The 19,903-nt window shown below is 57.3% G+C and carries 17 protein-coding genes and 1 pseudogene; 2 read left to right on the forward strand and 16 right to left on the reverse strand.

Going from position 1 to position 19,903, the window contains the following annotated elements; translation table 11 throughout:
* Positions 1–29: 29 nt before the first annotated feature.
* The 6 genes and pseudogenes from IPJ12_15610 to IPJ12_15635 form a co-directional block, all read right to left on the reverse strand.
* Positions 30–593 (reverse strand): phasin family protein, encoded by a 564-nt coding sequence (locus tag IPJ12_15610; GenBank protein MBK7648528.1) that lies wholly within the window; start codon positions 591–593, stop codon positions 30–32.
* 73 nt (positions 594–666) lie between these two features.
* Positions 667–1,221 (reverse strand): phasin family protein, encoded by a 555-nt coding sequence (locus IPJ12_15615; GenBank protein MBK7648529.1) that lies wholly within the window; start codon positions 1,219–1,221, stop codon positions 667–669.
* A 238-nt stretch (positions 1,222–1,459) separates the two neighbouring features.
* Complete coding sequence (lptA, locus tag IPJ12_15620) at positions 1,460–2,050, reverse strand: lipopolysaccharide transport periplasmic protein LptA (protein MBK7648530.1); 591 nt, start codon at positions 2,048–2,050, stop codon at positions 1,460–1,462.
* A complete protein-coding gene (gene lptC, locus IPJ12_15625) occupies positions 2,047–2,628 on the reverse strand; it encodes an LPS export ABC transporter periplasmic protein LptC (protein ID MBK7648531.1) in 582 nt (193 codons plus the stop codon). Before lptC ends, lptA begins: the two co-directional genes overlap by 4 nt.
* Positions 2,625–3,152, reverse strand: a complete 528-nt coding sequence (locus IPJ12_15630) for an HAD hydrolase family protein (GenBank protein MBK7648532.1) — start codon at positions 3,150–3,152, stop codon at positions 2,625–2,627. Before IPJ12_15630 ends, lptC begins: the two co-directional genes overlap by 4 nt.
* A pseudogene (locus IPJ12_15635) lies at positions 3,152–4,150 on the reverse strand (KpsF/GutQ family sugar-phosphate isomerase). Before IPJ12_15635 ends, IPJ12_15630 begins: the two are co-directional and overlap by 1 nt.
* Before the next feature lie 52 nt (positions 4,151–4,202).
* On the opposite strand from IPJ12_15635, the gene IPJ12_15640 reads away from it, so the two are divergent.
* A complete protein-coding gene (locus IPJ12_15640) occupies positions 4,203–6,161 on the forward strand; it encodes a cation:proton antiporter (protein MBK7648533.1) in 1,959 nt (652 codons plus the stop codon).
* Positions 6,162–6,199: 38 nt separating this feature from the next.
* Here the strand turns inward: IPJ12_15640 and IPJ12_15645 are convergent, their stop codons facing one another.
* The gene (locus tag IPJ12_15645; GenBank protein ID MBK7648534.1) at positions 6,200–6,841 is read right to left on the reverse strand and encodes a prepilin-type N-terminal cleavage/methylation domain-containing protein; all 642 of its coding nucleotides are present in this window, start codon (positions 6,839–6,841) and stop codon (positions 6,200–6,202) included.
* A 128-nt stretch (positions 6,842–6,969) separates the two neighbouring features.
* Here IPJ12_15645 and IPJ12_15650 point away from each other — a divergent pair, with 128 nt between their 5' ends.
* Positions 6,970–8,652, forward strand: a complete 1,683-nt coding sequence (locus IPJ12_15650) for a HAMP domain-containing histidine kinase (protein MBK7648535.1) — start codon at positions 6,970–6,972, stop codon at positions 8,650–8,652.
* Here the strand turns inward: IPJ12_15650 and IPJ12_15655 are convergent.
* From IPJ12_15655 to IPJ12_15695, 9 genes are all read right to left on the reverse strand, one after another.
* The gene (locus IPJ12_15655; GenBank protein ID MBK7648536.1) at positions 8,630–9,922 is read right to left on the reverse strand and encodes an adenylate/guanylate cyclase domain-containing protein; all 1,293 of its coding nucleotides are present in this window, start codon (positions 9,920–9,922) and stop codon (positions 8,630–8,632) included. The two genes, IPJ12_15650 and IPJ12_15655, sit on opposite strands and share 23 nt — an antisense overlap.
* Before the next feature lie 95 nt (positions 9,923–10,017).
* Positions 10,018–10,740 (reverse strand): prepilin-type N-terminal cleavage/methylation domain-containing protein, encoded by a 723-nt coding sequence (locus IPJ12_15660; protein ID MBK7648537.1) that lies wholly within the window; start codon positions 10,738–10,740, stop codon positions 10,018–10,020.
* Between the two features lie 7 nt (positions 10,741–10,747).
* Positions 10,748–13,258: a hypothetical protein gene (locus IPJ12_15665; GenBank protein MBK7648538.1), complete on the reverse strand. Its 2,511-nt coding sequence runs from the start codon at positions 13,256–13,258 to the stop codon at positions 10,748–10,750.
* A complete protein-coding gene (locus IPJ12_15670) occupies positions 13,255–13,626 on the reverse strand; it encodes a hypothetical protein (GenBank protein ID MBK7648539.1) in 372 nt (123 codons plus the stop codon). The genes IPJ12_15665 and IPJ12_15670 overlap by 4 nt, the downstream gene beginning before the upstream one ends.
* Entirely contained in the window at positions 13,623–14,225 is a 603-nt protein-coding gene (locus IPJ12_15675) for a hypothetical protein (GenBank protein ID MBK7648540.1), read from the reverse strand. Before IPJ12_15675 ends, IPJ12_15670 begins: the two co-directional genes overlap by 4 nt.
* Entirely contained in the window at positions 14,222–15,730 is a 1,509-nt protein-coding gene (locus tag IPJ12_15680) for a hypothetical protein (protein MBK7648541.1), read from the reverse strand. The genes IPJ12_15675 and IPJ12_15680 overlap by 4 nt, the downstream gene beginning before the upstream one ends.
* On the reverse strand, positions 15,727–16,887 hold the full coding sequence (locus tag IPJ12_15685) for a type II secretion system F family protein (GenBank protein MBK7648542.1): 1,161 nt from the start codon (positions 16,885–16,887) through the stop codon (positions 15,727–15,729). Before IPJ12_15685 ends, IPJ12_15680 begins: the two co-directional genes overlap by 4 nt.
* Positions 16,888–16,928: 41 nt before the next feature.
* Complete coding sequence (tadA, locus tag IPJ12_15690; protein MBK7648543.1) at positions 16,929–18,635, reverse strand: Flp pilus assembly complex ATPase component TadA; 1,707 nt, start codon at positions 18,633–18,635, stop codon at positions 16,929–16,931.
* 6 nt (positions 18,636–18,641) lie between these two features.
* The gene (locus tag IPJ12_15695; GenBank protein ID MBK7648544.1) at positions 18,642–19,895 is read right to left on the reverse strand and encodes a tetratricopeptide repeat protein; all 1,254 of its coding nucleotides are present in this window, start codon (positions 19,893–19,895) and stop codon (positions 18,642–18,644) included.
* Positions 19,896–19,903 lie beyond the last annotated feature (8 nt).

Consider the following 19,903-nt stretch of genomic DNA (forward strand, 5'->3'; position numbering starts at 1 on the left):
CGCGGGCTTTTTTTGCGAGAAGCGCCGAATTACTTGGCGACTTTCTTGGCTGCAGCAGCAGTTGCGCTCTTGGCCGGGGCGGCAATCTTGCCGGCCGCTGCCATGTTTGCTTCGGCCATGTCAGACATTTGCTTGGCCATGCCGGTCATGTTCTCAAATGCCTTGGTCGAGGCGGTCATGATGGACTGCATGGTGGTGGCGAAAACTTCACCACCCACCGGCGTGGAAGACTTGGCCTTCTCGACGACGCTGTTAAGGTTTTTGGTGAGGCTGCCGTACTGGGCTTCCATGACCGAAGTGACTTCCTTCTGCATTTCGGCGACCAGTTCGTAGACGCTACGCGAGTAGTCCATCCATTTGGCGGCATTCGGCTGGGCCAGTTCGGCGTTCAGCTTGGCGAGGGCGCCGGGATCCTTGGCGCTCATCATCTGCTGGGTGCCAGCCAAGGTGCTGTTGAAGAATTCGCGGGAAGCTGCCATGTTCAATGCGGTCAGGCGCTCAACGCCGCTGAAGGCGGTGCGCATCAGATTCGTCATGACTTCGGCGTTGGCTTTTTGGGCGGCGGTCAGTTGTTCGAGGTTCAGGTTGCTCATCATATTCTCCAAGTTTGTTTGCGGGTATGGATGAAACAAGCCCCCATCGAAACGGGGGCTTTGATACAGCTGATTATTTTTTCTTGGAAGCTGCGGTCGTGGCGCTGACGGCCTTGACGGTTGCATTTGTAGCGGCTGCAACGTTGGCTTCGGTGATTTCAGCAACCTGCTTGGCAGCCTTGTTCATGTTGTCGAAAGCGGAGGTGGCAGCAGCAATGGCGCTCTTGACGGCAGCAACAGCGACATCAGAACCAGCCGGGGCAGACTTGGCAGCCTTGTCCAGCAGGCCGGCGACGGTCTTCTGGAATTCGCCAAACTGGGCTTCGACCATCTTGGACAGCTCTTCCTGAGTCTGGGCAGAAATTTCATACACGGAACGCGAGTAGGCAACAGCTTTCTCGACATTCGGCTGGGCCAGCGAAGCCTGAATGGACAGGGCTTCCTGAACGTCCTTGGCACCCATCAGTGCCTTGGCACCGGAAACGGAATCTTCCATCACGGAGCGAGCAGTATTCAGGTTCAGGGCGGCGATACGCTCGGCAGAGGCCAGAGCGGTATTGGCCAGGGTCAGCATGGAATCAACGGCAGCCTTGTTGGCGGTAGCGAATTGCTCAGGGGTCTTGAACATGGTTTATCTCCAATATAAAAGGGTCATGCAAAACAATCGAAAGCTCTGGCAGTGCGATTTCATGAGGCGATGTTGCACTGCACCATGAGTCTCATTATAGGTGTGATTGTTGCATTGTCAACATTATTTTTGTGCGGTGCACAAAAACGAACAAGCCCATTTAAATCATAGGCTTGTTCGTGGTCGCCGAGGCGCTGGTGGCACGGCTTTCGGCGGCTGCTAATCCCGCGATGCACTACTACCGTGCGTTTTGGCCGCCCAGCGTACCGCTTCCTTTGAGTTCAAGCCGTTCCCCACGTGTTGCCGCCCCATCACCATCTTTGCCCTTGGGCTGGATGACGGCCCGGACGCGTCCGGGCTGGCCTTTCGGATTGTGCGCGTCGCCGGCTGTCACCAGGTATTTTTCGCTGACCGCGTCGTACCAGATGTAATCACCCCTCACCTCGTCTTCACCGCTCTTCACCCAGGCTCGACGAAAGAGTTCAACGACTTCGGTATTGGTGTTGTACTCAATACGTTCGCCTTCGCCTTCGATGTATTCTTCCTTGCCATCCCGCTTTTGGCGAAAGCGGGCCAGCCCGCCCTTGCCGCTGTAGGCAGTACCTTTTTGAAAGCCGTACTGGTCTTCAGTAATAACGACGCGGTCGGCTTTCAGTGTCATGGTGCCCTTGGTGATCAGGACGTCACCCTCAAGGATCTGGATTTTCTTGGCGTCGTCGAGCGAGGCTCGATTGGCCTCGAGTAACATGGGCTTGCCGCGGTCGGCGCGTTCGGCATGGGCGCTGATGCCGATGAGCAGGCAGAGGGTGAGCGTGGCGAGTCGTTTCATGGCTTGGCTCTTGGTTGTATATATTGTCCCCGGACCTGCGATTGCAGAACGAGGGTCAAGTTATTGTTGTCAATCTTCGCGCCGACAGCGGTCAGCCTGGATTGTCCCTGGGTGATTTCAATCCCGCTGCCTGTAAAGGCTGTTCCGGCCTCGGGGTGGGCGGTCAGTTCCGGCATGCGGGCAACCATTTCGGGGCGCTCCGGTGTCCCTGTTCGAGTAAGGATCACATTATCCCAGAGAAAAACAGTTTCGCCCTTGGCGGTTACTTTGGCGTGATCGCCGGTAACGGTGACGGACGGCGCGCCGGGACGATAACTGATCAAGGTTGGAGAGCTAACTTCGGAAGTGTCGTCGTCCGGGAAATGGACAAAGCGGGGGCCGGTCAGGCGGTATTTGACATGACCTGTTTGATCGAACCGGCGAACGACAAAGTTATCCGCCATGGCATCGGGATCATGGCGAAGCTTGCCGTCGCTTTTTGTCTCGCCACGGTCAACGGTACTTTGCAGCCAAAAGCTGAGGGCGGCCAGTATGGTCAGGACGATGACCGGAAAGAGTTGGCTGGGCCAGTGTTTCATTGCGGCGTGAGGTAGGGGGCGAATGCTGCGTCGAGCTTGCCCTGGGCAGAGAGGATGAACTCTACCGCTTCGCGCACGGCGCCCTTGCCGCCAGATGCCTCGGTGACGATATGCGCGCGATCCTTGACAATCGAGCGGGCATTGGCCGGAGCGATGGCCAGGCCACATTGGCTCATGGCTGGCAGGTCGATCAGATCGTCGCCCATGAAGGCGAGCTCGGACCAGTTCAGCCTCAGTTTTTCCAGCAGTTGTGCGGATACCGTGCCCTTGTTGCCGACGCCATGGAAGACATGTTCAATCCCCAGGTCCTTGGCACGACAGGAAACGACGTTGGAGGTGCGGCCGGTGATGATGGCGACGTCGATGCCGGCGCGCTTCAACAGGACGATGCCAAGACCGTCCTGGACGTTGAAAGTTTTCAGTTCGTGGCCATCATCGGTGTAATGCAATCCGCCATCGGTCATGACGCCGTCAATGTCGAAGGCAACCAGCTTGATGCGGGCGGCGCGGGCTTTGGTGTCCATCAGATAACCTTGGCGGTAAATAGATCGTGCATGTTGAGTGCGCCGATCAGGTGATTGTCGGCGTCGACCACGAGCAGCGCGTTGATGCGCAGACGCTCCATGGTTTCGACGGCCTCGACCGCAAGACGGTCGGGGCCGATTGTGCGCGGCGAGGAGTGCATGACAGAGGCGATGTTGCCCTGTTGCAGATCAATACGCTTTTCAAAGGCACGACGCAGGTCGCCGTCCGTGAAAATGCCGAGCACCACATTTTCGGGCGTGGTGACTGCGACGAGACCGAGGCCGCCGCGTGACATGGCTACGATCGAATCGGTAATGCCGGTTGTCGGCGAGACGGCTGGTACCAGTTTACCAGCGCGCATGACATCACGAACGTGAGTCAGCAGGCGCCGGCCGAGTGAGCCGCCAGGGTGGGAGCGGGCAAAATCATCGGGGCTGAAGCCGCGCGCGTCGAGCAGGGCGACCGCCAGTGCATCGCCCAGCGCCAGCGACGCGGTCGTGCTGGCGGTCGGCGCCAGATTATGCGGGCAAGCCTCCTGGGCGACGCCGGCATCCAGATGAACATCCGCCTCTCGCGCGAGGGTTGAAGCGGGTACTCCCGTCATGGAAATTATTTTTGCGCCCTGGCGCTTGACGGCCGGGACTATGCGCAGCAGCTCTTCCGATTCTCCTGAGTTGGAGAGGGCGAGGAGTATATCGTTGCGAGTAATCATGCCGAGGTCGCCATGGCTGGCTTCGGCCGGATGAACAAAATAGGCAGGGGTGCCGGTGCTGGCCATAGTGGCCGCTATTTTGCGGGCAATATGGCCGGACTTTCCCATGCCACTAACGATCAGGCGACCCTGGCAGTTCAGGATCAATTCGACAGCGCGCGCAAAATCTTCGTTTATTCGGCTTTTCAGGGCGTCGACCGCGGCAGCCTCGATACTCAGGGTCTAACGACCCAGTTCCAGAGCGCGTTCCGGCGAGAAGCGGGCGGTAGATTGACTTGGGTTCATGGGCGGGCAGAGGTTATGATGGGTCAAGTATACCTGACTTCAAGCAACGGCCTTGAGCGCACTCTCACTCGTCCTCCTTCTGCTCGGCGCCTCGGTTTTGGCCGTGGTCGTCTTTCGGCGCTTTAATTTGCCGCCGGTCCTTGGCTACTTGTTCGTCGGTAGCGTGATCGGACCGCACGCGCTGAATTTGATGAACGACATGCACCGGGCCGAATACCTCGCTGAATTCGGTGTGGTTTTCCTGATGTTCTCGATAGGACTTGAATTTTCCCTACCCAAACTGTTTGCGATGAAACGCATCGTGTTCGGGCTCGGATTGCTGCAGGTTGTCGTTAGCATGGCCTTGATTTCCGGGTTGATCATGCTCTTTGGCGTTAGCTGGCAGTTGGGCATCGCCCTTGGTGGTGTCTTTGCCATGTCGTCCACAGCTGTGCTGACCAAGTTGCTGGTCGAGCGCATGCAACTGGATTCGCCGCACGGTCGGGACATCATGGGCGTGCTGCTCTTTCAGGATCTGGCGGTGGTCCCTTTGCTGGTCATTATTCCCTCATTGACGCAACCGCCAGAGAAGCTGGCGGTATTACTGGGGGTGGCGCTGCTCAAGGCGATCGTTGTACTTGCCTTGATTCTGGTATTTGGTCAGCACCTGATGCGTAAATGGTTCCATTTTGTCGCCCGTGCCAAGTCGTCTGAAGTGTTCGTCCTCAACGTCTTGCTGATTACGCTCAGTCTGGCCACCATCACCGAGCTCGCAGGACTTTCCTTGGCGCTCGGCGCGTTTGTTGCCGGCATGCTGATTTCGGAAACCGAATACAAGCTGCAGGTGGAAGAGGATATCAAGCCTTTCCGCGATGTGCTGATGGGGCTTTTCTTTGTCACGATTGGCGTCAAGCTTAATGTCCATCTGGTGGTTGGCTTGTGGTGGCAAGTCCTGCTGGCACTACTGGCATTGCTGCTGATCAAGTCGCTGGTTGTCGGTTTGTTGTCCTGGCGTCTTGGGGCGACGCCCGGCAATGCCATCCGTTCCGGTTTGTGGTTGTGCGCCGGTGGCGAGTTCGGGTTCGTGTTGCTGGGCGAAATTATCCATCTGCCGAGAGAGATTCAGCAGGTCGCTTTGACTGTGCTGGTGTTGTCGATGCTGATCGCGCCGTTCATTGTCCAGTACAGCGAGCGGATCGTCGTTCGTTTCGTGGCCAGCGAATGGATGATCCGTTCCATGCAATTGACCAAGATTGCTGCGCAATCAATGGGTTCGGAGAAGCATGCCATCATTTGCGGCTTTGGGCGCAACGGCCAATATCTTGCACGCTTTCTGGCGCAGGAGGGCATCCACTATATGGCGCTGGATCTGGACCCGGATCGTATCCGGGAGGCGGTGGCTGGCGGTGAAAACGTTGCATACGGTGATGTCGGGAGAAAAGAATCCTTGCTGGCCGCAGGCTTGATGCGAGCCAGTGTCATTATCGTGACGGTGAGCGATACCCAGTTGTCCGAACGGGTCTTGCATCATGTTCAGGAACTGCGGCCTGATTTGCCGGTGGTGGTTCGTGCGCTTGATGAGCGCGACATGGAGCGTTTGACTCGTGCCGGTGCCACTGAGGTCGTACCGGAGGCGCTGGAGGGTAGTCTCATGCTTGCCTCACACGCCATGGTTTTGGTGGGCGTACCACTGAATCGCGTGCTCAAGCGCGTTCGCCAGACCCGATCTCAACGTTATAGCTTGTTACGTGGTTTCTATCGTGGCATAAGCGACCGTGACCGCGATGAAGAGGACGAGCAGCAACCACGGCTTCACACTGTATTGCTCGTGCCGGGTGCGGCAGCTATAGGACAGACGCTGAACAACCTCGATCTCGATGCACTGGGCTGCGAAGTCAGTGCTATCCGGCGTCGGGGTATCCGCGCCTTGGAGCCGGCACCGGAAACGCTTCTGGAAGAGGGGGATGCGGTGATTGTTCTGGGTTCACCGGCGGTCGTGACGGCTGCTGAGCAACGCTTGCTGCAGAAATGAAAAAGCCCATCGAAATGGGCTTTGTGGGGCGATATTGCTTAATTTGACGAGCAAACCGTATAGAGGTTGCTATCTTCTGCCACCGTGAGGTTGGCAGGCGGGTTGGCTGATGTCGCGCAAACACCTTGGCAGATAACGCGAATGTTGCCGGTAGCTGTGTTGCCATCGTCCGCAGTAATGTCCAGTTGGCGTACAAACCGCCCTTGGATATTGGTTGAGCAAACGTAGAAGTTGCCAGTCCATCCGGCTAATGGCGAAACTCCGGTAATGCCGATCAGCCCACCTTCGGAGTTCCTGGGGAAGAATTCAGCGTTCATGACGAGGGAGCCGGTGGCCAGATTGGCCCGACGAACATGGTCCCAGAAGTTGCAGGATTCGGTCGGGCAAGCGTTGCCCGCAGGTTCGGCGTTCCAGTCGCCATCGATGCGTCCGCTACCGTCGCCATTTGCAACGGCGCCAATGTGGGTGATAGCGGCTCGATCATCACCAGGCAGGGCACGAAACTTATCTTGGTAGGCGAAGACAAAAGTTGGGATCGAACGAAAGTCATTGGCTAGATTTTTTACTTTTGCGCTGTTGATCAGCTCTTGCCCCTTCAAAACGCCACCCAGTAAAAGTCCGATAATGACTAGAACAATGGCGATTTCGACAAGGGTGAAGCCTTTTTGTTGGCTTTTCATGGCATGCTCCGATTTATATTTTCGTGTCTATATAAGCAACTTTCACGCCCGATGTTTTCAGGGGAATTTGTCAATCGTGAATAGCAAATTTGCTGGAAGTGTCGAAAAATGAACAGTGTGTCTGAAAAATGAACGCCAGGCTGTCAAATCGGATTGCCAATCGACTGGCAAATTGGCCGCACTTTTTGCTGGCCGGGCATTTGCTGATGTTGCATGCGCTGGCCTTCGGTGGTTGGCGTATACCGCCTGTTAGTCTGCTTTGGGTCGTTGCTCTGGGGCTCTTTCTGATCTGGCAGCCTTTTGTTGCCGGAGAGCGTCGGATTACTCCGCGTCAGGGCGCCATGCTTTGCGGCGCAGTTTTGGGCTCTACCCTGTTGCTTGGGCCTTGGCTTTTGTTGATATGGTGTGGTGCATTGGCCGCAGCGATTGGGGGGCGAGTGCTTTGGACGGAGCGCCGTAGTGAACGCTCCGGCTATCTGCTGGCCTTTGGCTATCTGATAGTCGTTGCCGTGCTGGGCGTTGTGCCGGAAATCTCACCGGTTGTTGCATTGGATCCCGCATTGCGCGGCCTTTTGGCTCGCTACATGCCGTTATTCCTGCCTGTGCTGCTGTTTTTTCCCGCGCGTGCACCACAACGCAAATCTGGTGAGGCATTCGACCTGTTTTATGGCATGCTGGTTTTTCTCGTCCTGGCGGTTTTTGTGCTGGGTGCGCTGGCTTATATGCTGGTGACGACCGCCAGTTACGTCGAAGCGCTCTTCAAGGCTTCCATGACCGTAGCCTGCGCTTTGCTCATTGTCGCCTGGGCCTGGAATCCACGGGCCGGCTTTTCCGGAATTGGTTCGGCGGTTTCTCGCTATTTGTTATCAATGGGTATGCCACTTGAGCAGTGGTTGGTGCAGCTGTCGGCGGAGAGTGAGCGGCACGCAGATCCGACGCGTTTCCTCGAGGCTCAAATGGGGCGTATGCGGGAGATGCCTTGGGTCATGGGCGTTTCATGGAAATCGGGGCAGAGTTCAGGGCAATCTGGCGAATTGACGCAATATGTGCATGCTTGCTTGGCAAATGAACTGGCTTTGAACGTTCATTTTCGACAGGCGCCATCACCTGCCATGCGTTGGCACGTCGAGTGGCTATTGCGACTGGTAGCCGAGTTCTACCTGGTGAAGCGGCAGACCCATCAGTTGCAGCGCATGGGTTATGTACAGGCAATCTATGAAACCGGGGCGCGGGTGACGCATGACGTAAAAAATTTATTACAGTCGTTGCAGGTACTTTGCTATGCGGCAAACCAGCCAGGAGATCCGGCCGAGGTCGCTTCGCTGCTCGGCAGGCAATTACCGCAGATTGCTGATCGACTGAAGGCAACGCTGGAAAAACTGCAGTCACCAAGCCTCGAGTCACAGGAACAGGTTGCCGCAGATTTTTGGTGGGCAGGGCTCAAGGAAAGATATGCGCATGTGTCGCTTGAGTGGCTCGGAGAGGCTACGGTAAACACCTCTGTGCCTGGAGCTTTATTCGATAGTGTTGCGGAAAATTTATTGCAGAACGCACTGGCCAAGCGTCAGCGTCAGCCCGGCTTGAAAATCAGGGTGGCTTTCGGCGATGCCTCCTTGAGCGTTGATGATGATGGTTTGGCCATTCCATCAGTGCTGGTCGCAAACCTGTTCAGGGAGCCTGTCAGTTCCGAGGATGGGTTGGGGGTTGGTCTATATCACGCAGCACGACAGGCGGATGGCGCCGGATATGCGCTGAAGTTGGTTGAAAACCGGGCGGGGCGAGTGGCTTTCAGTTTGGCTCGTGCTCACTGAACGACATTTCTCGAGAGCCGTTCAGCCGATGAACGAGGGTGTTGCCTTTGCCCTTGAGGTGAATAGACAACGGCGCATCGAAGGTGAAGTGCTGTACTAATCGCTGATGGGTGGTTTCATCGACGTGGATCATGCCTGGGGTGCCTTCGCTGGTGATTCTGCTGGCCAGATTGACCGTGTCGCCCCAGAGGTCGTAAATGAATTTTTTCTTGCCAACGACACCAGCGACAACTGGGCCGGTACCGATACCGATACGCACATCCAGATGCATGCTGTTAACCGTGAAATCACGACGCAGCAGGTCACGCATGGCAATGGCCAATTCGGCAATCGATTGGGTGTAATTGGTCAGCTCATTATTGAGCCCTCCGGCAACCATGTAGGCATCGCCGATCGTCTTGATTTTCTCCATGCCATATTGTTCGGCAAGTTCGTCAAAGGACGAGAAAATGCGATTAAGCATTGCAAACACCTGCTGCGGTGTCATCCCTTCGGCCATACGGGTGAAGTTGACGATATCGACGAACATTACCGTGACGTCGGCGAACCCGTCGGCAATGGCTTGGCTGTCATGTTTCAGGCGCTCGGCAATTGGCCCGGGAAGAATATTGAGTAGCAGGCGTTCTGAGCGCTCCTGTTCATCCTGAAGCAAGCGGTGTGTGGCTTCAAGGCTGGCTTGTGCCTTGGCTTTTTCTTGCACAGCGTAGCGCAAGAGCAAATAAACAATGCTTGAAATTGCAGCAAAATTGAGTGCAAAGAAAAAGACGCTGGTTTGAATGGAGACCCGCGGGCCGTGGTTTCCCACGCTGTCTACGAGTACATAGTCAAAAAACCCGGAGAGCGCGGTCAGGAAAATATAGGCAAAGAACCATGCCAGCGATTCGCGTACGCCGAAAAAAAGGACCGCGCCGATCGGAGCGAGCAACCCCCACAGACTAGTGCCACTGGCAGTGATGAAATTGCCGATGCTCCACTGCACGGCAAACGGTGCGAATAGAAAAAGTGCCAGTTGCGAATAGCGGAAAAGGTCGAAATTGCCGCTACGCAGGTAGAACAACAAGTTGCCGACCAGTAAGAGCTGGAAAACGAATGGGGCAGTGGCTGAAAACTGCGGCCCCATCTGGCCGTAGAGGAAAAGCCAGAGCATTGAGCCGGCGCATACGAGTCCGGTAGCGAAGACCAGCAGCGATTTCTTCAGGCGTAATTCAGCATCGTCTTCTGGGCGGATGCCACCGTTGCGTAGCGAAAGAAGAAAAGATTGCCGAATCACGGTTTGCCTGTAGTAGCGACCAAATTTCCGAATGAATCAGTTTGGCAGTCGCTGTGCTGGTGGTCAATATGCCGGCGCAATCAGTTGATAGCGATCTAGGGAAGTTTTCCTACGGAAACCAGGCGCGATTTGAGGACGGTCGGGATGATCCATATCACCTGGTCGTCGAAGCTGTCAGTGGGGGGGTGGGAAATAAAGGTCTGCGTGCGGTTGGCATTCTCGGCTTCATCTCCGGTGGCGCCGGGAAGTTGTGTGCCGGAGGTTTGGTAGGCTCCCGCGCTTCGGTTTCCGTGGCTGACAATGACGGCTGGTATGTCAGAGGCTATATCCAATCCGTTGTCCTTGATATTGGCGGTACCTGCATTATCCGGAGGTGAGGCGCTAGCGCTTCCCGTCGATAGCGAGAAGCTGGCTTGAGCGCCTCCCGGTAAAGCACCTGTAAATTTGCTGCTGACGAAGTATGTAAAGCGACTTCCCCAAGGGTCGGTTTCCGGTACGCCAAGTGTCACCCAGGGAATGACGCCGAATCTCAAGTTATTTTCACATGGGGGTATCAACTCCTGGCCTGCTTTTGGATCAGTGTTGGGCAGGTTGGCGGGGGCTGGACAAGGAAGCCGTCCATTCGTCATTGCGTAGCCGATCAATGCTTCGCGAATGGTTTCAAGTTGCATTCGCGCATCCTTGTTCATCGCCTGTTCGCGTTGTCCTGAAAGACCAAGCATCAGGCCACTTGAAAGGAGGGCGACGATGAACAGTACGATCGTCAGTTCGACGAGCGTAAATCCAGCCTGATTGAGGATTGAGTGCTTAAGATTCATCCGGTTTCTAGTAGGCGAGGTGATCGTTGAATGTGGGCGAAACCGCCTCAACGGCTAATCGAGGTGAAGGGGATTGCGCATCGCCATTCCGGGAGTTGTCTGCGTTTATTCCTTCCAGATAGCTTTTGCTGTCACGAATCATTCTGTCCTGCGTCGGCAGTGCTTTGCCCGCGGCAAGCGCTATGGCGCGGTAGTTGCCGCTGCCATTCACGGTGAGTTGCCCGATAGCGGGACGAATGCGGTCGCTGATTTGATAAAAGAACAGTTTTTTCCAGTCGTTTGCTACCCACCACGTGCTGCTGCCGGTGGATGGCTTCAGAAAAAGGCAGGCATTTCCATACCATACCGTGGGGATCGCAGCTTCTGCCATGCTGGTTTCGAGGGAGCTATCGAGTCTCGCGGCCACGAACAGGAGATTGGATAAAAGAGATTGTGTGTTGTTCAGTGCTTCTTGTGCCAGGCGTGCCGCGGCAGCAGTATTGTTTTTGCTGTAGTTGTCGAGCAGCGCGATGCTGCCGGTAGCACCATCCAGGCTGTCGAGCAGTTTCCGGGATGCTGTGTAGGCGGAGGTGTCGTTATCCTCGGTTGAGGTGATGCCTTTTCTGGCCAGGCGCGCCAGATCAGCGGAGCGGCTGATGGCATTGTTGGCCCAGTCGAGGACCGTGCCGATTGGCGTGCGCAAGGCACGCCCTGCGGTAACATTTTTCGGTGCGGTTTGCTGGAACGGATTCAGGGTGGCTGCTACTGATTTCAGCGCCTCCAAGGCGACATTGTCGCCATTGTTCGCCATGGCGTTAGCCAGTGCCGTCAGCTGCAGGACTGCGCTATCGGAACTGCTTCCGACAAGCGCCTGATCGCTGCCTGTTTTTGCTGCTGATATGGCGCTGTCAAGGGCGCTCAAGGTGGCCGTGCGGGCGGCGTTGAGGGTGGGCGAGATGCTCGAAAGTGAGGTAATTAGCGTCTGTGTTGATTCGAGCGTCGAAACTAGTGCGCTCAGGGACTGGGCGCTCAAAGAGGACGAAATGGCACTGGTGGAGGCAGCGTTGATGCGCTCAGCGCGAAAGCTGATTTCGTTGCTGTCCAGGTTGAAACGGCTTGCCAGGATGGTCGCTTCAATGGACTGGTTGGTGTTGTACAGCTCAGTGGCGAGGGCGATCGCTTGGGGCACGATGACAGGGTTTGCGTTGGCAGCGCTGACGGCAGCCTTGGCGGTGTTGCTGGCGATGATGATTTGGCTTTCGATGGTCTGGTTGGGTGTCCAGCTGTTTTCCAGTACAAGGTTGTCCAATGGGTTGATCAATGCGGCCAGCGCCTTGAAATTCGCCGCGGTAGGGACTGCGTTGGCAGTGTCTATGGCGAATTTAAGCGTTGGGTTTTGCGTTTCCATCTCCATCAGGAAGAGGTCGAATCCGCTGTCTTTCAGTGACTCGATGAAAGCATTCAGGGCCGGGTAGGCGCTGCTCATGGCGCTTGGTAGTGAGCCCGCCTGGGCGGTGAAGGTGCCTTTGCTGACGGTGGCCGAAACAAATGCGGCATCAAGTGACTGGAACGCGGACTTCGCCTGAGCGGCTTTGTCTGAGACTTCCAACGCCAGCAAGTAAATGCGATCAAACAGCGCTCGGGCGTAAGCGGCTTCTGCCTGGATTTGATAGGTGACCTTGAGCTGGTCTTCTGCGGTCAACGCGGAATTCAGGCTGTTTTGCAAATTTGCCAGCTTGGTAATGGTGTCCTTGAGCGCCTTTTCCGGGTTGCCCGCTTGCGTGTCCGGAACCATGCCAAACAGGCTTCGGGTGGCGCCTTTGAAAATCGCGTTTGATAGCGGCGCGGGCCACGGGTAGGTGTGCTGCAGGTTATCTGCGCTGCTGGCGTGTTGTTCCAGACAGGTGCGAAGTTCGTTGGCGATGCGCTGTTCGACGGCAGCCATCAACTCCTGGCGGGTGATGGCAATGACAAGGTCGTTATCTTGCGGGGAATTTGTCTTGCCGCTGTAAAAGTAGTCGTCGCCATCCTCGTTCAGCGTGTCAGGTGCGCCACGCGTGGCGACGATGATGGCTGCGATGTCGTTGCTGGGGCCGGGATTGGGAAGGTCAAGGCGAAGCGAAGTGAGTGTTTCGCTGTTGAGTTTTATGGCGGTGCTTTGCCCGCCGAATGCGGGAGAGACGTAATAGCGAAATTTTCCGCCCTGCGCATCACTGCTTTCTGCCAAATCCAGCGTTTTCCAGGGAAGCAGGCCGCTGTAGCTATCGCAGTCATCGCGAGATAGCAGGGGAGAAATACCGTTGCCGAGTAAATCGGGGCAGAGCAGTCGCCCCGGGCGGTTGGCGTCATTGACCGCGTAAGCGATGACCGCTTCCTTGGCTTGCGCCAGCCGTAGCAAAACCGTGTCGCGTTCCTGATTTTTGCCGCTACCGAGGTTGGCGCTGCGATAGAAAGCGTAACCACCGGCCAGGAGCACCATCACGAGTAGGGCGACAAGGGCGACGCCCCTTTGGGCTTTCGGGGGGGCGTGACGATTCATTTTTTGGCGCGGCCTGGCTTGATCAGGATACGCCCGCCGTGCAGCAGGCTTTCGCGTTCACCGGTAGTGGGGGTGAAGGTGTCGCCAACGGGAACGCGCGGTGGCAGGACGACGCCCGCCCAGTCCGCTTCACCGTTGATCCAGCGTGTGCGACGCCCGTTGCTGCTGCGTACTTCGCCGTTGAAGGTCTGGCTGGTCTCGCCGTTACCGGTGTCCGGATGAAACCCCGGGTTTCGTTGGCGCTGAAGGTCAAGTCTGGCGCGTTGTTGCGGTTCGAGAAATAGCCGGCCGAGCTTTGCCTCCTCCGCCGAAATTGGGCCGACGACAGAAGTCAGCAGCAGGAGAGCGATCAGGCGCGCGATACTCATTTCTGGGCGGTCCGCTGGCGCATGGTGAGCCATTGCATGTCGCAATCGGCAACGAACTGGGCCATTGCTTCGCGGGCATCGGATTGGCGGGACAGGGGTGACAGTTTGCAACTACGCACGATGACCAATGCCTTGGCGTCTTTTTGGATGCGCGCAAGGAACCTGAGCAGGTCTTCTTCATGCAGTAGTCGAAGCTGAAGATGCAGCGGGCTGCTGAACCAGCTTTGCGTGCTGTCATCGGTGCTGTCCAGGCGTGTCTGGACGCCGAATTCATAGTTCATGCCCGGAATGCCGAGTTGGTGGTGGGCATCGCGTAGCGTCTCCATCCAGTCGAGGCGGCGTTCTTCTCCGGTGAACCCGGCCGCCTGCAGTTGCAGGAGAAGTTCTGTCCGTTCCTTGATGTCCTGTTCTTCAGTGCGAACTTGGCGCAAACGCTGTTCGATCTGTTTTTTTTGGGCGGCAGCGGCATTTCGTTCGCGTTCGGCCTTTTTGGCATCGAGGTGGGTGGCCCAGGCCAGTACTGCCGCAATACTGATCAGCGTCAGTGTGGCAAGCAGCGGCAGCCAGAGCTTTCCAAGGTCACGTTTCGTCAGCTTCATGGCGCGACGTTCCGGGTAATTTCGACGGAAAACTGCCGGGGCTTGGCTTCTTCATCTTCTTCGCCGCCGCCACGCAGGGCGCTGCCGGATTCAATGTCGAAGGGTCGTTGCAGTACTTTGACCGTATTGGCCGGGTCGGCGCGCAGTGTTTCGACGAACTGATCGAAGGTGTTAAGTGTTTGCCGGGTAGTGGCCCGTTCGAGGCGAATGGCGCCTTGAATCGTTGTGATTTCCGGGCCATTGTTGATTGCTGCGGTCGACGGCAAAAAAGTGCCGTTTTTCCAATCTATGCTTTCAAGGATGATGGCCGGTATGCCGTCGAGCACACGACCAAGCATGGTGTAGCTCGGCGCCGGTTGGCGTTGCAGACTGCGCAGTTCGCCGTAGCGATTGGTCAGGCGGCGCAGGGTGTCGTTATCGATGCCGAGTTGCGGGAAGGTGGCAGAAATCTCAGCGTAGCGTCGGTTGAGGTCGACCTCTTCGGCGGCCAGTGTCGCAACCTCCTGGCGCAGTTCATGCGCGTCGTAGGTCCCCTTGGCGGCAAATAGAAGACCACCAAGCAGGGCAATCAGTCCGGCGGCGATTAGCCCGCGGCGAATCTGTGACAGCCGATAATGGTGCCGATGGGCTTCGTTGGCAAATTGCTGCGAGGGCGCTGCGGTCGCCAGCAGATGCAGGAAAAGCAGCTCGCTGCGATTGTCTTCCGGTAGCGAGCGCAATTTGAGTTTGCTCGCCGCCGTGTGGCTGTCAATGACGGTGAAATCCGGCAGACCGCTTTCAGGGCGAGCTTTTTCGATGGCGGGAATGGTCTGCGGATGAGCAAGGATGAAGACCGGCAGGGTTTCATCACGGCCGATCAGGCGCTGACCGATCAGGTACTGGCGAAGCTTGCTGGATTCGGCGGTGAAGGCACTGGCTATACCGGCTATGCTGCTGTCAGTCAGCGGCGCCATACGTGAAAATTGGGCGTGACCGTCGACCAGATAACTTTCGCGGATCGAGTGATCCTGCAAGGTGAGCAACAAACAGCGCCTGCTTGTCTGTCCCAGTTTTTTCAACATGTCTCCACCGAGCTGGGCAACGGTGTAGATACCGGCCAGTGCTGCTTCAGCATCGGCGATACGGCGTAACCAGGGCTCGAAGTGAGCCGGGTTGGTCAGCGCCGAAAGCAGAAGTTTTTCGTTTTTACGCTGCGACTTTTCGTACCCCAGCGAAATTGCCGAGGCGAGCGAGGTGCCCAGGAAGTGCTGGCCAATCTTGCGCGTAATCAGTGCCTGACGGTCGCTACCCTGCAGGAAAGGGATGGTTTCCAGCGCGTGGCCTTCCTCTGCGACGTTGGCAAGCAGCGAAAAGTAGCATTTGTGATTTTTGCTCAGATATTCGGAGAACTGCTGGAGGCCAGTTTCGTCATTGTCGAACACCCCATTCAGCGTCAGTACGCCCTGCTGCCAGGCATAGGCCGACAGGCGATGGGTGTTGAGGTAAAGGAGGCGGTTGCTGCTCACGTTTTGATCTTGCTGATGACGTCGTAAATGGGGCCGATGACCGATAGCATAATCCAGCCGAGCAGGGCGCCCATGAATAGCGTGAGCATTGGTTCAATCAGTGCCTGCGCCTTGCCGACCGATTCCTTGACGTCACGGTTGTAGAAATAGCTGACGTTGAGCAAGGCCTTGTCCAATCCGCCCGTGCTTTCGCCGATGCGCAGCATGCGGACGACGAGTGGCGGGAAGAGTCCGACATCCTTGAAGGCGCCGGCGACATTCTGACCTTCGCGAATCGACATTTCAACCCGTTCGAGTGCTTTGCGCACTACCAGGTTGCCGACAACGTTCTGGGTGGTGCGGATCGATTCGAGTACCGGAATGCCGGAGGCGTAAAGCATGGCGAAGGTGTTGGCAAAGCGGGAGAGAATGATCTTTTTCAAGATGGGGCCGACGAGCGGCAGGCGTAGCTTGAGACTATCCAATCGAAATCGCGCTAGCGGATTACTACGAAGGATGGCCTGGCCGGCTATCAGGCCGATGACAGGTAGCAGCAGGAACACGTACCAGTAGGCGACCAGCAGGTCGGAAACGAAAAACAGCAGTTTGGTATGTGGCGGCAGCACCTGGCCCATGTTTTTTACGAACATCTTGAGCTGAGGGACCATGTAGATCATCAGGAAGAAAGTCGCAGAAAGCACAATGCTGGCGACAAACGCCGGGTACATCAGCAGTTTTTGGGTATGAGAAACCAGTTCATCTTCCCATTTGAGTGATTCAGTCAGGCTGGCCAGCACATCGGGTAGCTGGCCGCTGGTTTCGCCGGCACGGATCAGATTGCCGAATACCTGATTGAAGACATCCGGATGGGCGCTCATCGCCTGTGACAAGGTCTGGCCGCCCTCGATGCCTTCAATTAGCCCGGCCATGACTTCGCGAAAACGCGGATGATCGACGGAGTCGCGCAGGTCGGTCAAACCATCGAGAATGGGAACGCCTGCACGGGTCAGGTGCTCCAGGTGAAAACAAAAATTGATCAGTTCGGGGCGCGGCACCTTGTGACCGCCAAACAGGGCGCGCTGCTTGATCGGGGCGCCGGTGACCAGATCGAGGTGCATGCGCTTCAGGCGCATTTCGAGGTCGACCAGATTGATGGCGTCGAGTCGTCCGTAGGTCATTCGTCCCTCTGGGCTGACCGCCTTGTAGTCGTAAAGCACGGCTACATCCGGTCGGTCAGGTCGACGACGCGGGCCAGTTCCTCGAGCGAGGTCGTGCCATTCAGCACACGATGCATGCCGTCGTCGGCCAGTGTGGTAAAGCCTTGCAGCAGCGCTCGCGTCCGTATTTCATGGGTGGTGGCGCGGCGGGCTATGAGTTCGTCGATGCCTGCGTCTATGCGTAGCAACTCCATGATGGCGATGCGCCCGCGGTAGCCCTGGAAGTCGCACTGTTCGCAACCCGTGGGACGAAACAGTACCGGGCGCGGTCCTTCGCCAAGAGGAACGAGCAGCCGGATTTCGTGTGGCTCGGCGTGGTATGGCGTCTTGCAGTGATCGCACAAGCGGCGAATCAGGCGCTGGGCAATGATGCCGATGATGTTGCCGGCCATGACGTCAGGCAGTACGCCGATGTCGAGCAGGCGGGGCACGGCACCAATGGCTGAATTGGTATGCAGGGTGGTGTACACCTGATGGCCGGTCATGGCTGCGCGGAAGGCCATTTCGGCGGTTTCGGCATCGCGGACTTCGCCGACCAGAATGACGTCCGGGTCTTGTCGCATCATCGAACGAATGCCGTTGGCAAAGTCGAGCTTGGCGGTTTCGGAGACTGAGGTCTGGCGCACCATCGCCATCGGGTATTCGACCGGGTCTTCGAGAGTCATGATGTGTATGCCCTCGGCGTTGATGTGGTTCAGAACCGAGTAGAGGGTTGTCGTCTTGCCGCTGCCGGTCGGGCCGGTGACCAGAATGATGCCTTCCGGCCGGGAAATCATCAGCTTGAGCTGGTGCAGGTGCGCCTCGGCCAGCCCGAGGTTTTCCAGAGGTACAATGCCTTTTTGACGATCCAGAATACGCAGGACGACGTTTTCGCCGTGGATGGTCGGCTGACAGGCAACGCGGAAATCGATCGGGCGGCCTGACACCGTCAGGCTGATCCGGCCATCCTGCGGGGCGCGGGTTTCGGCGATATTCATGCCGGAAAGCACCTTGATGCGTACCGTCATGGCCGGCCAGTAGGACTTATGCAGCGCCCGAATCTGGCGCAACATGCCGTCGATACGGTAACGGATGCGCAGGAAGTTGGCTTCCGGTTCGAAGTGGATGTCCGAGGCTTCGCGTTTGACGGCATCAGTCAGGATCGAGTCGATCAATCGAACGACCGGCTGACTGTACTCATCATCGCTCGTCGAGAGGCTGCGCCAGTCAATTTCGCCGGTTTCGATCTCGTGCAGAATGCCGTCGATAGATAGCTCGTGACCGTAATACTGGTCGATTGCGTGGTCGATTTCAGACTCGCCGGCGAGCAGCGTTTCGATCTCTGTACCTTCTTCAAGCTCGCTTCGCACGCGATCAAGGCCGACAATATCGTTGATGTCGGCAATGGCCAGGGTCAGGCGGCGGCTCTGGCGGTCGAAGTCCAGCGGCAGCAGGTGATGGCGTTTGGCAAGGTCACGCGGCACCAGTTTGACCGCTTGCGGGTCAACGACAGCGTGAGAGAGGTCAATGCTCTGTTTGCCGAGGTTTTCCGAAAGCGCTTGGCGCAAGGTGGCTTCGGTGACAAAGCCCAGCGACACCAGCAATTTGCCGATCGGCTGGTTTTGCTTCATCTGCTCCAGCAGCGCAATGCGCAACTGATCTTCCGACAGGATGCCTTCGGCAATCAGAATCTGGCCGAGGGGGCGGCGCTGGAGGGTAGCGGTACTCATGCGTACTTAAGGCTGGCGCTCGGGTTGCAGCTCACCCAGGCGCATCCGGACTTTATCGCGGTCGAAACCGGCGGGACGTTTTGCTGCCGCTTCCAGTGCAAGCCGGTAATGTTGAGCGGCCAGGCGCGGCTGGCGCATGTGATCAAGGCTGACGGCTAGATTGAGCAGGTAGTCGGGATTGTCGCCATCAGCGGCGACTGAGTTGAAATAGGCTTGTTGCGCCTCCGACCAGCGGCCTTGGCGCGAGTACAGGTTGCCCAAGGCAAAATTGAGCGGTGGTGATTCCGGTTGAGTGGAAAGCAGCGTTTTCAGACGGCTTTCGGCGGCATTCGGGTCAGCATCGGCCGCAGCGTTGTTAAGGCTGGCCGCCTGGGCTGCCGGGTCGCTTGGGTTGGCGAAGAGCGCACGTTGGCGAAGCGATCCAGCATCTGCCAGGCGTCCCTGGCGGTGGGCGATGGCAGCCAGGGCAAGCAAGGTATCCGTGTTGTTCGGATCACGGCGCAGCGCTTGCTCCAACTCTCGGCGTGATAACTCGATTTCGCCGCGCTGTAGACTGGCATAGCCGCGAACCAGGTTGGTGTCCGGCTCCGGGTGCGTCCGGACCAGACGTATCGGCGGATTTCCTGGCGTTTCGGTATCGCTTGCCTGGGTACTGCTCGGGCGAGCCGATTGACGAGGGAAAAGCGGCGTTGTGGTTGGCTGGGGGGCGATTGCTGCGGTCAACCGGTTTTCTGACCCAAAATCGGAAGGTGTGTTTAACGGCACGGCAGGCACCGGCGGCTTTGGCATTTGCGCAGGTGGTGTTTGTGCGGCTGTTCCGGGACTGGCGACCATCGTCCCATGATTCATGGAATTCATCTGATACCAGACGTAGCCACCGATGCCGATGCCGCCGATGCCAAGGATGCCCAGCGTTAGCCAGAGCGGCAGTCTGGACGGTGATTCTTCGGGCACTTGCTTTACGGCAAAGGCATTGCGGACCGCTTCGCGCGATTCGACAGGTTTCGGTGACGGACTCGTTTTGATCGTGGGCGGCGCGGCGCGAGAGCCAGGCATTGCTGCACCAGCCAGATCGGCATCCACGGTATCAATATGGGCGGCAAGCTTGGGCAACGGGGTGGCTGTCGCCCGTCCCGGTTCGTCGGGAAGGGGTTCAAGACTGAGCAACTCGCTGGGCGACAGAGGTTTGCCTGACAGGTTGCGAGCGGCTTCCTGCTTGCTGGTTTCCGCCCGCTTGAGGGCATCCATCAACAGGCTCATGCGTTGCT

The sequence above is a fragment of the Betaproteobacteria bacterium genome, from assembly GCA_016709965.1.
GTDB classification, from domain to species: domain Bacteria; phylum Pseudomonadota; class Gammaproteobacteria; order Burkholderiales; family Rhodocyclaceae; genus Azonexus; species Azonexus amarohabitans.

What these genes read in the sequence shown, in the direction of transcription:
- IPJ12_15615 (MBK7648529.1), bottom strand. Translation starts at nt 1,221, where the DNA reads ATGTTCAAGACCCCTGAGCAATTCGCTACCGCCAACAAGGCTGCCGTT.
- IPJ12_15610 (MBK7648528.1), bottom strand. Translation starts at nt 593, where the DNA reads ATGAGCAACCTGAACCTCGAACAACTGACCGCCGCCCAAAAAGCCAAC.
- lptC (MBK7648531.1), bottom strand. Translation starts at nt 2,628, where the DNA reads ATGAAACACTGGCCCAGCCAACTCTTTCCGGTCATCGTCCTGACCATA.
- IPJ12_15650 (MBK7648535.1), top strand. Translation starts at nt 6,970, where the DNA reads ATGAACGCCAGGCTGTCAAATCGGATTGCCAATCGACTGGCAAATTGG.
- IPJ12_15675 (MBK7648540.1), bottom strand. Translation starts at nt 14,225, where the DNA reads ATGAAGCTGACGAAACGTGACCTTGGAAAGCTCTGGCTGCCGCTGCTT.
- IPJ12_15630 (MBK7648532.1), bottom strand. Translation starts at nt 3,152, where the DNA reads ATGGACACCAAAGCCCGCGCCGCCCGCATCAAGCTGGTTGCCTTCGAC.
- IPJ12_15665 (MBK7648538.1), bottom strand. Translation starts at nt 13,258, where the DNA reads ATGAATCGTCACGCCCCCCCGAAAGCCCAAAGGGGCGTCGCCCTTGTC.
- IPJ12_15670 (MBK7648539.1), bottom strand. Translation starts at nt 13,626, where the DNA reads ATGAGTATCGCGCGCCTGATCGCTCTCCTGCTGCTGACTTCTGTCGTC.
- IPJ12_15695 (MBK7648544.1), bottom strand. Translation starts at nt 19,895, where the DNA reads ATGAGCCTGTTGATGGATGCCCTCAAGCGGGCGGAAACCAGCAAGCAG.
- IPJ12_15660 (MBK7648537.1), bottom strand. Translation starts at nt 10,740, where the DNA reads ATGAATCTTAAGCACTCAATCCTCAATCAGGCTGGATTTACGCTCGTC.
- IPJ12_15645 (MBK7648534.1), bottom strand. Translation starts at nt 6,841, where the DNA reads ATGAAAAGCCAACAAAAAGGCTTCACCCTTGTCGAAATCGCCATTGTT.
- tadA (MBK7648543.1), bottom strand. Translation starts at nt 18,635, where the DNA reads ATGAGTACCGCTACCCTCCAGCGCCGCCCCCTCGGCCAGATTCTGATT.
- IPJ12_15685 (MBK7648542.1), bottom strand. Translation starts at nt 16,887, where the DNA reads ATGACCTACGGACGACTCGACGCCATCAATCTGGTCGACCTCGAAATG.
- lptA (MBK7648530.1), bottom strand. Translation starts at nt 2,050, where the DNA reads ATGAAACGACTCGCCACGCTCACCCTCTGCCTGCTCATCGGCATCAGC.